Origin of the sequence: Comamonas sp., from assembly GCF_009360615.1 — a bacterium.
Taxonomy (GTDB): domain Bacteria; phylum Pseudomonadota; class Gammaproteobacteria; order Burkholderiales; family Burkholderiaceae_C; genus Comamonas.
In genome coordinates, this window is sequence record NZ_SPEY01000103.1 from 1 (window position 1) to 13,550 (window position 13,550).

The window sequence follows — 13,550 nt, forward strand, 5'->3', positions numbered from 1 at the left end:
CCTGATCGGCGCCAAAGATTTGCGCGCTCTGGTTCGGTGCGCGAAATGAGCCGCCTGCCCAGAGTGCCGATCCATTGCGTCGGCGCAGATGAAAGGCCGTGAGGGCGCTGCCGTCATCGAGATTCATGCCGATCCAGTCCCAGCCTTGGGCTTCCGGGTCCATGATGGCAGCGCTGCATTCATGGTCGAGCCAGGCGCGGTTGTGTGCGCTGGCTTGCACAGGCAGCGACTGGCCGGCCACGGTGATGGAGCCGCCGACCCTGAGCTGGGGCTGGCTGTAGTAATAGCTGGCCTGTTCCTCTCGTGGGCCTTTGCGTGACAGACCGTTGCTCCCCTGCAGCAGCAATGGCTGCGTGCTGTCAAATTCAAGATCCAGCGTGAAGTCCTTGGTTGTCAGCAAAGCCTGGTAACGGCTGGCCTGCGCGGCGCTTTGGCCTTGCACGGGGCGACGCTGGAGATACCAGTCGTTGATACGCACATCGGTATCGCTCTCGCTGGCTCCGGCCAGGCCCAGGCCCGCGCGCGCCATGCGCTGGTCGTGGCGCAGCTTGTGGCCCTCGACATCGCACAAGGCCGCATGGGCAAAGATCAGCTGCTTGGCCGCGAGTGTCGATTGCAGGCTTTGGGCGGCTTCGATGCGCGAGCGAAAGAAGGTCAGCTGAAAGCCCCAGGGCCTGCCGCCGGCCTGCAGCCGGCCGGTGATGTACCACCATTCGGTCTGCAGCTCGGGATGGCTGCCGAAGTCGCGCGGAAACTGCAGGGGCTTGAGCGGCAAGGCCGAGGCTGGCAGAGGCCGGCCGAGGCCGGCCCACCCCAGACCGGCTGCAGCCAGCGTCTGCAGGGACTGCCTGCGTGACAGGGCACGAGACGACGGTTGCGGGAGCTGGGAGGTCGCTGGCTGGTAAGGCATGGCCCATTGTCGCCCAGCCGCATGCCCCAATGCCGGAGCAACCGGTGTTCGGTCCTCAGCCGATATCGATCAGGGGAACGATCACCATCCAGCTGACCCCGAAGCGGTCGGTCACCATGCCGAAACGGCGGGCAAAAAATGTGGTGTCCAGCGCCATCTGTACCGTGCCGCCCTGGCCGATGGCGGCAAAGATGCGATCCGCCTCCTTCTCGCTGGGCGCAGTGATGGACAGCGAAAATCCTTTGAAGTCCGGCTTGCCGCCATTCATGCCGTCGGAGGCCATGATCTGCGTCTCGCCGATCTGGACATTGGCATGCATGATCTTCTCGGGGTCCACCTGTCCCGGCCCGCACCCTTGCTGGCCTGATGACTCGGGCGGCGGAGCATCCTTGTAGCGCATCAGCATGGTGATCTCGGCGCCCAGAGCGGCCTGGTAGAAATCCAGAGCCTCTTCGCAGCGGCCATCGAAAAAGAGATAGGGCTGGACTTGCATACGAACTCCTCGCGGCGTTGAAGGTTTCATTGTGCGCTGCGCCATGGAGCATCTCGTGAAAAACGCTGTCGGGGGCGCAGTTATAGCTACCAGTCTTCCTTCACAGCCAGCACCGCATCGGCACTGGCGGCCCGGCGTCCGGCCAGCCACGCGGTGACGACGCCGGCCAGCACCACGGCAGCGCCCAGTGCCAGCAGGCGTAGCATAGGCAGGCGAAGCTCCATGGTCCAGTGAAAGCTCTGCGGATTGACCACATGCACCAGGATCATCGCCACGCCCAGGCCCAGCAGCGTGCCGGCGATGGTGCCCAGCAGGGTCCAGGCCAGACCCTCGGCGGCAACCACGCTCAGCACATTGCGGCGTGTCAGGCCCAGATGGGCGAGCAGGCCGAACTCCTTGCGCCTGGCCAGCACCTGGGCGCTGAAGCTGGCGGCTATGCCGAACAGGCCTATGCCGATGGCCACGGCCTGCAGCCAGTAGGTGACGGCAAAGCTGCGATCGAAAATGCGCAGAGAGCGTTCGCGCAGCGCCTGGCTGCTGACAAATTCCAGCGCCGGGAGCGGCTGCCCTGGCGTGCCGAGGGCCTGTTCTATCGCCGCTTGCAGAGCGGCGTCAGGCAATGCTCCGGGGGACTCGGGCCAGACGGCAATCTCGCTGACCAGCGCCGCATTGCCTGCTTTGCCCACCAGTGCCAGATAGTCCTGCCAGTCCAGGGCGACGGCACCGAACTGACGCACATAGTCGCGCCACACGGATGCTATGTAAAAAGAAGCTGTTGACGCTTTCTGGTCATTGGTTTGAAGGCTGAAAGCCTTGGAAAGCAGCGGCCAGGTGTCGCCGGGCTTCAGACCATAGAGCTGGGCCACGGCTTCGCTGATGTGCACGGCAATGCCCGGGCGCGTTTCGTGGATGGGGCCCTCGACCCAGGGCAGCTGCATGGCCTGCTCGCCCCGCAGCGGGCGAATCAGGAGGCTGATGGCCGGGCGCTCGGGGCTCAGTACCAGCTGGCTGCTGCGCATGGCCTGGGCACGCGCTATGCCGGGCAGCAGCTTCAGGCGCTGCGCCGCATCGGCCGGCAGCAGGGCAGCATCGACACGGCTGGAGCCGCCTGCCGCGCGTACATACAGGGGAGCGGGCAACACGGCATCCAGCCACTCCATCATGCTGCCGCGAAAGCTGGTGACCATCACCGTCAGGGCTACGGCCAGGCTCAGGCTGGCCACCACGCCGCCTACGGCCACGGTGGTGGCGTGGCGCATGCGCCGCGCGCGCTCCAGTGCCAGCATGGCCAGCGGCTGGCGCGAAAAGGCGTTGGGTACCAGTGCCAGCACCGCACCCAGCAACCAGGGCAGGGCTGACATGCCGCCCAGCAACAGCAGGCCCACGGCCATATAGGCCGCCAGCGGGATATCTGCGATCGGCGGCATAAAGGCCAGCACCAGGCTGGCTGCGAGCAGTGTGACAGCGGGCCAAAGGCGCGGAGCGCTCTCGTGCGTGCTGCCCAACCCCTTGAGCGTGGCCGCAGGTGGCAGATCCATGGCGGCGCGTGCTGGCCACCAGGCGCCGGCCAGCGTGGCGGCAAGGCCCAGCAGACCGAAGATCAGCGCTGCCGCAGGACTCCAGTGCAGGGCGGGCTGTACGCCGGCAAAGAATCCGCCGCCCAGATCGCCGCCCAGCACCTGCAGCGCCAGCCAGGCCAGTGCCGTACCCAGCGCAATACCGGCCAGGCTGCCCAGAGTCCCCAGCGCCAGCGCTTCCAGCAGCACCAGTGCCATGCGCTGGCGCGGTGTGGCTCCGAGCACGGCCAGCAGCGCAAACTGCGGCGCGCGCTGAGCCACGCTGAGCGCCAGTACCGAGAACACCAGAAACGCTCCCGTGAACAAGGCCACCAGCGCCAGCACCGTGAGGTTGACGCGGTAGGCGCGCGACATCTCGCCCACGCGCTGCTGATCGTCGCTGGGCTGCTGGATCAGCATCTGGTCTTGCCAGGCAGCCAATGCGTGCAGGGCGACGCTGACCTGGCTGCGGCTGGCGCTGTCGGTCAGCAATAGATCCAGCCGGTCGATGCGGTCAAACAGGCCGAGCTTCTGCTGTAGTGCGGCAATGTCCATGACTGCGACCGGTGCGCCGCTGGCGGCGACCGTGCCCGCAATGCGCAACTGCTGGGCCTGGCCGTTGAGCAGCCATTGCATGGAGGCGTTGACGGCCTGCTCAGGACTCAGGCGCAGGGCCTGCAAGGCGGCGGCATTGAGAAACACGGCGTCGGGTGCAAACAGATCGAGACGGTCACCGCCCTCAAACAAACGCGGCATCAGTGCCGGGGCGACAGGGGCTAGCTTGAGGGCATCGCTGCCGAGCACGCGCAAGCTCACGCCCTGCGCTGCCCCTTGCGTGCCGCGCGTCTGCGGGTCTGCGCTGCTGCCGGGCAGCCACACCGTGGTTTCGACCCAGGGCACGGCGCTGGCGATGCCCGGGGTCTGCGCCACCTGGGGGTAGAGCGCCAGCGGCAGGCCGCCCTGCATGGCGTGCAGCTGCAGATCAGGCTGGCCGTTGACGCTGCGCACCGCCCTGGAGAATTCGTCCAGTGCGGACTGGTTGATCACATGGACGGCAAAGCCCAGCGCCACGCCCAGCATGATGGCAATCAGCGCCGTGGCCATACGCCAGGGGTGCTGGCGCAACTCCTGCCAGGAGAAGCTGGTCAGCAGCAGAAGAAGCGGGGCGCGTGAAGTCACAGGCTTAGCGCGCTTTGCTGCGATGTCGAGAGCTCGGCCTGCATGCCGCCGGCCGTCAGCCGCAGCACGCGGTCGGCGCGTCTGGCCGCTTCTGCGGAATGGGTGACCAGTACCAGCGCCGTGCCGTTTTCGCGGGTTTGCTGCAGCAGCAAATCCATGATCTGCTGAGCGGTGGACGGGTCCAAATTGCCCGTGGGCTCATCGGCCAGCAGCAGAGGCGGTGAATGCACCAGGGCGCGCGCTATGGCAACGCGCTGCAACTGGCCGCCGCTGAGCTGCTGGGGCAGGCGCTGGCCCAGACCTGCAAGTCCCACGGCTTGCAGCACCTGCTGCACGCGCTGCTGACCCTGGTCATCCATGCGGCCCAGCAGCATCAGGGGCAGGGCAATGTTCTGCGCCACATCGAGATGGGGCAGCACATGAAAGGCCTGGAACACAAAGCCCAGGTGCGCGCGCCGCCAGACAGCGCGCCGGGCTTCATCGAGCATGGACAGATCCGTGCCGCTGTGCAGAATCCGGCCCTGTTGCCAGCTGTCCAGCCCGGCCAGACAGTTGAGAAAGGTGGACTTGCCCACGCCGGAGTTGCCGACGATGGCGACAAATTCGCCGGCCGTGATCTCGCAGCTCACCCGCGCGAAGACCGTGGTCTGGGTGTGGCCGTCGCCGTAGCGTTTGGCAAGGTCGCTGACCTGGAGCAGCGGGCGGGCGTGGGATGAGACGGTGGCAGCCATGCAGCGATCTTAACGATGGACGCCGCTGCGGCCTCCCTCAGCCTGCGGCCTGCCGTGCTGCGTCGATGGCCGCCAGGGCCGCATCCAGCAGCTGCCGCTGGGCGCCGGGCGCATCGCAGGCAATCGCATGGCGCTGGGGCATGGAGCGCAACCAGGTGATCTGGCGCTTGGCCAGCTGGCGTGTGGAGGCGATGCCGCGCTCGCGCAGGCCCGCCATGTCCAGGGGTTTGCCGGGATCGGCCTCCAGAGCGTCCAGCACTTCCCAGGCCTGGCGATAGCCCACGCAGCGCATCGAGGGCAGGTCCAGATGCAGATCCCCGCGCGCGCGCAGGCTGCGCACTTCGTCGAGAAAGCCTTGCTCCAGCATCAGATCAAAGCGCAGCGCAATGCGCTGGTGCAGCCAGGCTCGCTCGGCAGGCTCCAGAGAGAAAAGCGTTGCAAGTCCCATCTGTTCGGCAGGGCCCGTCTTTTTCCTGGTCGTGTGGAAGCTTGAAAGCGGTTGACCCGAGACATGCCAGACCTCGAGTGCGCGCTGGATGCGCTGGCTGTCGCCGGGGGCCAGGCGTGCTGCCGTGACGGGGTCCACCTCGGCCAGTCTGGCATGCATGACGGGCCAGCCCAGCTCGGCGGCCTGCGCGTCCAGCATGGCGCGCACTTCGGGGTTGGCCGCAGGCATATCGTCCAGCCCGTCCATCAGCGCCTTGAAGTACAGCATGGTGCCGCCCACCAGCAGAGGTATGGCCTGGCGGGAACGGATTTCGGCAACCAGGGTCTGCGTGTCCCGCACGAACTCGGCTGCGCTGTAGGCCTGCAGCGGATCGATGATGTCGATGAGGTGATGCGGGACAGCGGCCAGCTCTGCAGCGGTGGGCTTGGCCGTTCCGATGTCCATGCCTTTGTAGACCAGGGCCGAATCCACGCTGATGATCTCGGCCTTCTGACCGCGTTGCGCCAGCCGCTCGGCCAATGCCAGCGCTGCCGCCGTCTTGCCCGAGGCAGTGGGGCCGGCAATGGCGATACAGGGCAGGGCGTGGGCAGCAGTCATGGGGCGGAATCCGTACAGGTCAAAGCACAAGAACCAATGACCGTCGGTCATTGGTTCTTGCGGGTTGTGAAGGATAACGCAGCCTGCCGCCTTGCGGCTGCGGCGGGACTTAGTGACCTGCCTAGCCTAGCCCTGGCTCAGCCTTTCCGGCACATAGCGGTCTGCCTGGATATCGGGCGAGAGGCCGTGGCTGTAGCTTTCGGCCGTGACGGGCAGCAATTGCTCGTTCCACTCCTCCCATTGCCTGCGCAGACTGGCAAAGATTTCTGGCTGATGCTCCTTGAGATTGGCGCGCTCGCGGGCGTCCTCCTCCACATTGAACAAGAACTCGTTGTCGTTGATCTTGAGGTATTTCCAGGGCCCCTGGCGCACGGCACGCTGGGCCTGTGATTTGTAGCGCCAGAACAGGCTGCGCTCGGTGTGGGCCGCATGGCCCTCCAGGATGGGCAGGATGTTTTGGCCATCGCTGGGGAAGTCGGGATGCGGCCTGGCACCTGCCGCGGCTAGCAGCGTGGGCAGCCAGTCAAAGCTGGCGGTGACCTGTTCCTGAACCTGGGGCTGGATGCGGGCGCTCCAGCGCAGCAGGGTGGGCACGCGGATGCCGCCTTCCAGCAGCTCGGTCTTCTGGCCCGTGAAGGGCCAGGTCTTGGAAAAGCGTTCGCCGCCGTTGTCGCTGGTGAAGATGACGATGGTGTTGTCGGCCTGACCGGTGTCATCAAGCGCCTGCAGCACCTGGCCCACAGCCTTGTCCAGGGCCTCGACGATTTCGCCATATTTCTTCAGGCTGCCGCCGTCATAGTGGAACAGATCCTTGATGCTGTGCGCGACATGCTCGTCGTCGGGCCCTTCCCAGGGCCAGTGCGGTGCCGTGAAATGCAGAGACAGGAAAAAAGGCTTGTCCTGGCCATTGCGCTCATGGACATAGCGCGTGGCCTCGTCCCCCAGGATATAGGTGTAGTAGCCTGTACGCTCCACGGGCTCGTTGCCTTGCCAGAGGTCGCGGCCGAACTCTGCGCCCACGCCGGGCTTGTGCGTGAAGTAGTCGATGGCACCGCTGTGGTTGCCGAAGAAGTAGTCGTAGCCGCTGCGCTGCGGGCCATAGGCAGGCGGCTTGCCCAGATGCCATTTGCCGATCAGTGCCGTGTCGTAGCCGGCCTGCTTGAGCAGCGATGGCAGCGTGGGATGGTCGGCCGGAAGGCCAAGCTGCGCGCCATGACGTGCCAGCGGTTCTTCAAGCCCGGCCTGCAGCCGGTACTGATAGCGCCCGGTGATCAGCGCAATGCGGGTGGCCGAGCAGACGGCCGAGTTGGCATAGGCCTGATTGAAGCGCACGCCCTGGGTGGCGAGCCGGTCCAGATGCGGGGTCTTGAAATCGGTGGCGCCATAGACGCCCAGGTCGGCCCAGCCCAGGTCGTCGGCCAGGATGAAAACGATATTCGGTGCGGTCATGAGTGCATCGCCCTGCTTATTCGATGACAAAGCCGGAGTTGGCGATCACGGGACGCCACTTGGCGACTTCGGCCACGCGCAACTGCTCCAGTGCCTGCGGCGTGCGCGGGTCGGGCTGCAGGGACAGCTCCGCCCATTTGGGCTGCAGCTTGGGGTCGAGCAGCGCGTGGTTGACGGCGCGGTTGACGGCGGCAATGGCCTCGGGCGAGGTGCCTTTGCGTGCCCACAGGCTGTACCAGCCGCTGCCCGTGGCCTTGGGGTAGCCGGCTTCGGCAAAGGTCGGCACATCGGGCAGTTCGCGGCCGCGCTGGCTGCCGAAAGTGCCCAGAATGCGGACCTTGCCTTCCTTGTGCAGCGGCGCCAGCTCGCTGGTGGTCTGGATGGCCGAGGCCAGCTGGCCGCTGATCAGATCGGTCATCATGGCCGGGCCACCCTTGTAGGGCACATGCACGATATTGACGCCGGCCGCTTCGCCCAGCAGCAGACCGAAGAAATGCGGCAGGCTGCCCACGGCGGGGCTGCCGAAGTTGGCTTTTTCAGGGTTGGCCTTGAGCCAGGCCACATATTCCTGAATATTGCGCGCCGGATGCTTGGCGGGGACGGCCAGCCCGAACTGGAAATGCGCGAGCAGACCCACGGGAGAGAAGTCGCGTGCAGGGTCGTAGCCGGGCTTTTTGTAGACGATCTGCGAGAGCACCGGGGTGATCAGCGGTGCGATCAGATAGGTGCCGCCGTCGCTGGGGGCGTTGAGCAGCGTCTGCGCGGCAATCTGGCCGTTGGCGCCTGGCTTGTTGTCCACCACCACATAGTGGCTCTTGCCCAGCTGTGCGGCGATGCTTTCGGCCAGTACGCGTGCCAGCAGATCGATGCCGCCGCCTGCGCCAAAGCCCACCAGAATGCGGCTGGCCTGAGGAACGGCGGAGCTCTCGGCGGCCTTGGCCAGAGAGTGCAAGGAAAAGCCAGCAGAGCTGGCGGCGAGCAGCGATTGCTGCAGGAAGGAGCGGCGGGAATGCATGGCTGGAGATCACAAAAGTGCGGCGCGTGGGCCAGTCCAGGCATTCTCGAAAAATCTCTATAAAAAGAAAAATAATAAAAATTGGTTTTTAAATAACACAATCATCTTATTTCAAATCATGATTTGCTGATGCCAAAACGCTGTACCAGCGTCCATGCGGTGACGGCCGTGCAGACCGACCAGAACCAGATGCCGAAGGCCAGCGGCATGGTCGAGTCTGCATCCAGATGCAGACCCAGCCAATGCCCCATGGCAAAAGCCATGAGCATCATCACCAGGCCGTTGATGGCCGAGGCCGTACCCGCTGCCTGGGGGAAAGGCGCGATGGCATTGCTTTGTCCGCAGGGCATGTGAATGCCGTGGGCGACCTGGTAGAGACAGAAGGGCAGGGCATAGGCCCAGATGCTGCGCAGATCGGCCAGGGCCGCCAGGCCCATGATGGAGCCGGCCGTCAGCGACAGCACCCCCGCTACGGCCACGGCGCGCTTCACGCTCATGCTGCGCAGCAGACGGCGGCAGGCAAAGGTGCCGGCGATGTAGCACAGCGCATTGCCGCCCATCATCATTCCGTACTGCGTGCGATCCATATGCAGCACGTTGATATAGGTGAAGGAAGAGGCCGCCAGATTGGTGAACAGGCCCGCATAGCTGAAGCAGGTCAGCAGGTTGTAGGCCTGGAACATGGGGTTGCGCACAATGCGAGACCAGGTGCGCAGCAGATTGCCCGCCTGCAGCGCCTGCGGGTTGCGCTGGGGAATCGACTCCGTGAAGCGCAGCACCACGAGCAGCCAGGCCAGGCAGCCCATGAAGGCCTGGGCCAGCATGGTGGAGCGCCAGCCCAGCCAGCCCACGAGCAAGCTGCCGCTGATGGGCGCCAGAAAGGCCAGCACGCCCAGGCCCGTCAGTGCCTTGGACATGACTTGAGCGCCCATATGCGGGGCATAGAGATCGCGGACCACGGCACGCGCGCACATTACACCGGCGCCCAGGGCTGCGCCCTGCAGGCTGCGCCAGGCAATCAAGGCTTCCATGCTCTGGGCGCTGGCGCAGCCCAGCGCGGCGATCACATAGCCGCTGATGCCCAGCAGCAGGACGGGGCGGCGGCCCAGCCGGTCCGACAGCGGGCCCCAGAGAATCTGCGAGCAGCCAAAGGCCAGCAAAAAGCCGGTCAGTGTCAGCTGGGCCTGGGAGACATGGGCGCCAAAGCCTTGCTGCAGCTGAGGCAGGGCGGGCAGATAGAGATCGGTTGCCAGCGGCTGAAGGCCTAGCAGCAGCCCCAGTGTGAGAATCACGAAAACTGCAGATTCAGGAGCACTCTTCGCTTGCTCATCAAGGGATTGAGCGGGATTTGGCTTTGAATTAAGGGCAGGCGGAGCAGACATAGCCAGACAGACTATCAGAGCCTGTCGATTGATCCGTATGCTGACGAGACAGTATGTGGCGATGTCGCTCAGCGTGGATTCAGGCCGAACAGCTCATGCAGTGCCTGGCGATATTGCACCAGTGCCCTGGACTGGGTGTTGTGATGGCTGGCGCCCTCGACCAGGATCAGGCGCTTGGGCTCGCGTGCGGCATCGAACAGCTGCTGGCCCAGCCGGGCCGGAATCAGCGGGTCGGCCGTGCCGTGCACGACCAGCAGCGGCGAGCCGATGTCCGCCACCCTGTCGACCGAATTGAAGCGTTGCGTGATCAGCCAGTTCACGGGCAGCCAGCCCCAGCGCATGGAGTCGAAGACATCGGGAATGCTGGTGAAGGTGGACTCGACCAGCACCCCGCTTTCGTCCTTGACGGAGCTGGCCAGATCGATAGCGACGGCGCCGCCCAGCGAGTGGCCGAAGATATAGCGCGGCCTGCCCGCAGCCTTGCGGCCCAGCCAGTCCCAGGCAGCGCGCGCGTCCTCCGCGGCCGAGGCCTGCGAGGGCAGGGCCGCGCTGCTCTTGCCAAAGCCGCGGTAGTCCACGGCGAGCACGGAAAAGCCCATGGCCTGCAGGCGCCGTATGCGGGGCGAGGAGCCTGTCACGTTCCAGCGCGCCCCATGCAGAAACAGCAGCAGCGGGGCACGTGCATCGCTGGAGGGCATCCAGAGGGCATGCAGCCTGGCGGCGCTGCCGTCGCGGCTGCGAAAGTCTATCCATTGCTCCCGCATGCCGGTCGTGTCGGCTCCAGGCCAGCTGCGGTCGCTGGGCTGGAAAATCCAGACCCGCTGCCGGGCATCGATCTCGCGCATGCCCCAGCTCGCAAGTGCCACCGCCAAGGCCAGACCGAGTGCTGTCGCGATGCGGCGGGGACTCCAGAAGCGTGAGGACGTGGGCATGGGAAGGAGAGCGATGGAAGAGGGCGGCTGTCAAGTGCTGTGCAAGTATGGCTGTCTGACCCGGTCCCAGTCATCTGGAGGGCATGAATTGGCGATATTCTTGCAGGTGCTTCAAATCGCAGATGCATAGCGGGTTGCACAGAGTTTGCGAACGTTTGAAGCTTGTCTGAAGGATTAGTTCACTATGCCGATCTGCCTGGGTCTTGCCGCCAACAAACTCCACCACCAAACCGAGGATGCGGCGCTGTTTGCCCTGCTGCGCGCCTGCGAGGCCGGGATTCGCGAGCTCAAGCTGGGCTTTCATACCGTAGGCCGCACCTATGACGCCATCACGGCGGCGAGCATGCTCCAGGGCTACAAAGGTCTGGTGCGCTACCCCTATGGCCGCGAGGGCGGTCTCATGAGGCTGGTGGCCGAGGTGGTCGGCATGGAGGGGGACGAGCGCACTCTCGATGGCGCCATTTACCTGATGGACCCGGTGGACCCCTCGTCCATCTTCCCCGAAGCCCTGGCCTTGAAGCGCCAGTGCGTGATTCACGGCAAGCCTTTTCTTTCCACCGTCGCCTCCACGCGGGACTGGATCGAGATGGAGCGCATTCACGCCGGTCTGGTGCGTGACCGCCATGCCGACCGTTTTCACGACTATGAGAACCAGACGCTGGCGCTGATCGCCCACGATGCCATGAAGCCCACCATGCTGGACTTTGCTGCGCGCAACTTCGAGCTGCTCAGCCGCTACCGCCGCCGCGTGGGCACGGGCACCACGGGTCAGAAGCTCAACGAGATGGCCTGGAGCAAGGGCTGGCCTGCCGACAAGCCCTGGGTGGATCGTTACAACAGCGGCCCGCTGGGCGGCGATGCGCAGATTGCCGATCTGGTGCTGGAAAAGCGCTGCCACCGCGCCATCTTCTTCGAAGACCCGCATGTGGCACGCCAGCACGAAGCCGATATCCAGCTGCTGGAGCGCGCCGTGACCACGGTCACGCACGATGCCGTCTGCAGCACCTCGCCCCAGGTGGCGCAGCGCTGGTGCGATGCGGCCGTCAAGCGTGCGGGCTGAGGCGAGCCGCTGAGCGCTACTGGCGGCTGCGGTAGCGCTTGAGTTCGGCCTGCAGCCAGCTGGCGCTGGATTCAGCTTCCTTGCCGCTGCAGCGCACCAGATAGGGCTTTTGGCTGATGCTGCTTTGCGTGCCTGCGCGGGCAATGAAGTCCTCGGCCGTCTCCACCCAGCCCTTTTTGAGCAGGTAGTCGTATTTGCTGCGCAGATGCTCGGCGGCCTTGTGGCTGTCATGCCAGCTGCCGTTGCGCTGGAACTCGCAGCCCGAGTTTTCGAGATGGCCGATCAGGTGCTCGATCTCCTGAGTGGCCCCAGGTGCGGGCGATGCGGCAAGGCTCAAGGCGCTGACTGCAGACAGCAGCAAGGCGATCATGGTGTGCTTCATGGAGCATGATCGTACAAAAGTCGGGATGGCGCATAGGCCCTGATACGGGGCGCGGGCCTCCGGCACCGTTTCACATGGCCTCGTACATTGCCGGATGTGTGCCCGCACGGCTGTCTCGCAAGCCTCCGGGGCGATCTGGAGAGATCCTGGCGGGACCCCGCCGTACCCTGCAGCACGTGACGGACATCGGCGTTTGCCGGGGCCGGGGAATCATTCGTGCTGCGGTGCAGAGGGAAACGGGGTGAGCTCCATCCGGTCTCGCCCCTTGCGCTTCGATGCGTAGAGGGCCTCGTCGGCCCGCTTGAGCCAGTGCGACAGCTCCATGTCGGGCTGATCGAACAGGGAGGCGCCGATGCTCAGTGAGACCGGCTCCGGCGTTGCGAACAGCGTGCGCGCCTGCTGCGCGAACGCTTCGCGCAGGTCCCGGCCCAGTGCCTGAGCGGCGGCACCGGAGGCGCCGCTCAGCAGTATCACGAACTCGTCACCGCCCAGCCTCGCGGCCAGCGCGCCGTGAGGCAGCGCGCTGCGGATGAGGTCGGCAAGGGTGACCAGCAGACGGTCTCCGGCATCGTGACCGTGCAGGTCGTTGACCTGCTTGAAGTGGTCTATGTCTATCAGCAGCAGGGCGCCAGGACTGGCCGGCGAGGCCTGCTTGAGCCGCTCCGGAGCGCGCAGATAGAGCGCGCGACGGTTATCCAGGGCCGTCAGCGGATCCCGGGCGGCGATCTGGGCAATGCGTTCCTCGCGGCGATGGCGCTCGGTGCCGATCATGGACATTGCGAGCAGCATGATGGCCATCGCTCCTTCCACCAGCGAGACCAGGATCACGGTGCCGCGAAAGCCGGCCAGGTGGACAAAAGTGTCCAGGACCACGGGCGAGGCGGCCTTGAGCAGGTAGAACAGTCCGTGCGCCAGCAGCACGAAGCGCAGCTGCGCTGCCCCCACGCTCAGCGTACCGTCCTGCGGGCGCAGAAGCAGGCCGGCGCGCAAGGTGATGATGGCGATGAGCAGCGACTGTATGCCCAGCATCGCCCGGGACCACCAGGGGCCTTCGGGCAGAAACAGCACCGCCAGCCAGACGACGACCAGCAGCCACCAGGCGCGCGGCAGCCGGGTATGTGTGAATCCGGCGACGCCGGCCAGGAACAGCCAGTGGGCGGCGATCAGCATGCCGTTGGGAAACCAGATGCCGAACAGCACATGGCCGCGCGAGCGCAGCAGGGCCAGCACGCAGCCCACGGCGATGATGGCAAACCCGGCGCTCCAGAGGATCAGCGAGCGTTCTCGTACACTGGTCCATTCGGAGGCCAGGTACAGCGCCGAGGCGGCAGCCATGGCCGAGGTGAGGACGAGCAGGGTGAAGGGGTCGAGAGCCATGGACGATGAATGTACCGGCGCAGGCGCCCCCGTGCGAGA

At 65.5% G+C, this 13,550-nt stretch carries 12 protein-coding genes; 1 reads left to right on the top strand and 11 read right to left on the bottom strand.

Annotated elements, in window-relative coordinates:
- The 9 genes from E2583_RS22115 to E2583_RS22155 all read right to left on the bottom strand — a co-directional run.
- The coding region (locus E2583_RS22115) for a carotenoid 1,2-hydratase (protein WP_291598705.1) at positions 1 to 910 on the bottom strand (910 nt) is incomplete at its 3' end.
- Between the two features lie 55 nt (positions 911 to 965).
- The gene (locus E2583_RS22120; protein WP_291598707.1) at positions 966 to 1,403 is read right to left on the bottom strand and encodes a VOC family protein; all 438 of its coding nucleotides are present in this window, start codon (positions 1,401 to 1,403) and stop codon (positions 966 to 968) included.
- Positions 1,404 to 1,489: 86 nt separating this feature from the next.
- Complete coding sequence (locus E2583_RS22125) at positions 1,490 to 4,063, bottom strand: FtsX-like permease family protein (protein ID WP_291598808.1); 2,574 nt, start codon at positions 4,061 to 4,063, stop codon at positions 1,490 to 1,492.
- A gap of 71 nt (positions 4,064 to 4,134) precedes the next feature.
- Complete coding sequence (locus tag E2583_RS22130) at positions 4,135 to 4,869, bottom strand: ABC transporter ATP-binding protein (RefSeq protein ID WP_291598708.1); 735 nt, start codon at positions 4,867 to 4,869, stop codon at positions 4,135 to 4,137.
- A 37-nt stretch (positions 4,870 to 4,906) separates the two neighbouring features.
- Positions 4,907 to 5,914: a tRNA (adenosine(37)-N6)-dimethylallyltransferase MiaA gene (gene miaA / locus E2583_RS22135; RefSeq protein ID WP_291598710.1), complete on the bottom strand. Its 1,008-nt coding sequence runs from the start codon at positions 5,912 to 5,914 to the stop codon at positions 4,907 to 4,909.
- 126 nt (positions 5,915 to 6,040) lie between these two features.
- On the bottom strand, positions 6,041 to 7,363 hold the full coding sequence (locus E2583_RS22140) for a sulfatase-like hydrolase/transferase (RefSeq protein WP_291598711.1): 1,323 nt from the start codon (positions 7,361 to 7,363) through the stop codon (positions 6,041 to 6,043).
- A 16-nt stretch (positions 7,364 to 7,379) separates the two neighbouring features.
- Complete coding sequence (locus E2583_RS22145) at positions 7,380 to 8,378, bottom strand: tripartite tricarboxylate transporter substrate-binding protein (RefSeq protein WP_291598712.1); 999 nt, start codon at positions 8,376 to 8,378, stop codon at positions 7,380 to 7,382.
- Positions 8,379 to 8,494: 116 nt separating this feature from the next.
- Entirely contained in the window at positions 8,495 to 9,670 is a 1,176-nt protein-coding gene (locus E2583_RS22150; protein ID WP_291598713.1) for a multidrug effflux MFS transporter, read from the bottom strand.
- Positions 9,671 to 9,828: 158 nt separating this feature from the next.
- On the bottom strand, positions 9,829 to 10,692 hold the full coding sequence (locus tag E2583_RS22155) for an alpha/beta fold hydrolase (protein WP_291598714.1): 864 nt from the start codon (positions 10,690 to 10,692) through the stop codon (positions 9,829 to 9,831).
- Positions 10,693 to 10,876: 184 nt separating this feature from the next.
- On the opposite strand from E2583_RS22155, the gene E2583_RS22160 reads away from it, so the two are divergent.
- A complete protein-coding gene (locus tag E2583_RS22160) occupies positions 10,877 to 11,752 on the top strand; it encodes a methylglyoxal synthase (RefSeq protein ID WP_291598716.1) in 876 nt (291 codons plus the stop codon).
- A 16-nt stretch (positions 11,753 to 11,768) separates the two neighbouring features.
- Here E2583_RS22160 and E2583_RS22165 read toward each other — a convergent pair whose 3' ends face one another.
- Both E2583_RS22165 and E2583_RS22170 read right to left on the bottom strand, forming a co-directional pair.
- Complete coding sequence (locus tag E2583_RS22165; RefSeq protein WP_291598718.1) at positions 11,769 to 12,134, bottom strand: DUF5329 domain-containing protein; 366 nt, start codon at positions 12,132 to 12,134, stop codon at positions 11,769 to 11,771.
- A 210-nt stretch (positions 12,135 to 12,344) separates the two neighbouring features.
- Positions 12,345 to 13,511 (bottom strand): GGDEF domain-containing protein, encoded by a 1,167-nt coding sequence (locus E2583_RS22170; RefSeq protein WP_291598720.1) that lies wholly within the window; start codon positions 13,509 to 13,511, stop codon positions 12,345 to 12,347.
- Between the last annotated feature and the right edge of the window lie 39 nt (positions 13,512 to 13,550).

Bases quoted from the DNA above. Each gene is read 5' to 3' on its own strand.
- E2583_RS22120 (WP_291598707.1), bottom strand. From the start codon at position 1,403: ATGCAAGTCCAGCCCTATCTCTTTTTCGATGGCCGCTGCGAAGAGGCT.
- E2583_RS22125 (WP_291598808.1), bottom strand. From the start codon at position 4,063: ATGGCCACGGCGCTGATTGCCATCATGCTGGGCGTGGCGCTGGGCTTT.
- E2583_RS22130 (WP_291598708.1), bottom strand. From the start codon at position 4,869: ATGGCTGCCACCGTCTCATCCCACGCCCGCCCGCTGCTCCAGGTCAGC.
- miaA (WP_291598710.1), bottom strand. From the start codon at position 5,914: ATGACTGCTGCCCACGCCCTGCCCTGTATCGCCATTGCCGGCCCCACT.
- E2583_RS22140 (WP_291598711.1), bottom strand. From the start codon at position 7,363: ATGACCGCACCGAATATCGTTTTCATCCTGGCCGACGACCTGGGCTGG.
- E2583_RS22145 (WP_291598712.1), bottom strand. From the start codon at position 8,378: ATGCATTCCCGCCGCTCCTTCCTGCAGCAATCGCTGCTCGCCGCCAGC.
- E2583_RS22155 (WP_291598714.1), bottom strand. From the start codon at position 10,692: ATGCCCACGTCCTCACGCTTCTGGAGTCCCCGCCGCATCGCGACAGCA.
- E2583_RS22160 (WP_291598716.1), top strand. From the start codon at position 10,877: ATGCCGATCTGCCTGGGTCTTGCCGCCAACAAACTCCACCACCAAACC.
- E2583_RS22165 (WP_291598718.1), bottom strand. From the start codon at position 12,134: ATGAAGCACACCATGATCGCCTTGCTGCTGTCTGCAGTCAGCGCCTTG.
- E2583_RS22170 (WP_291598720.1), bottom strand. From the start codon at position 13,511: ATGGCTCTCGACCCCTTCACCCTGCTCGTCCTCACCTCGGCCATGGCT.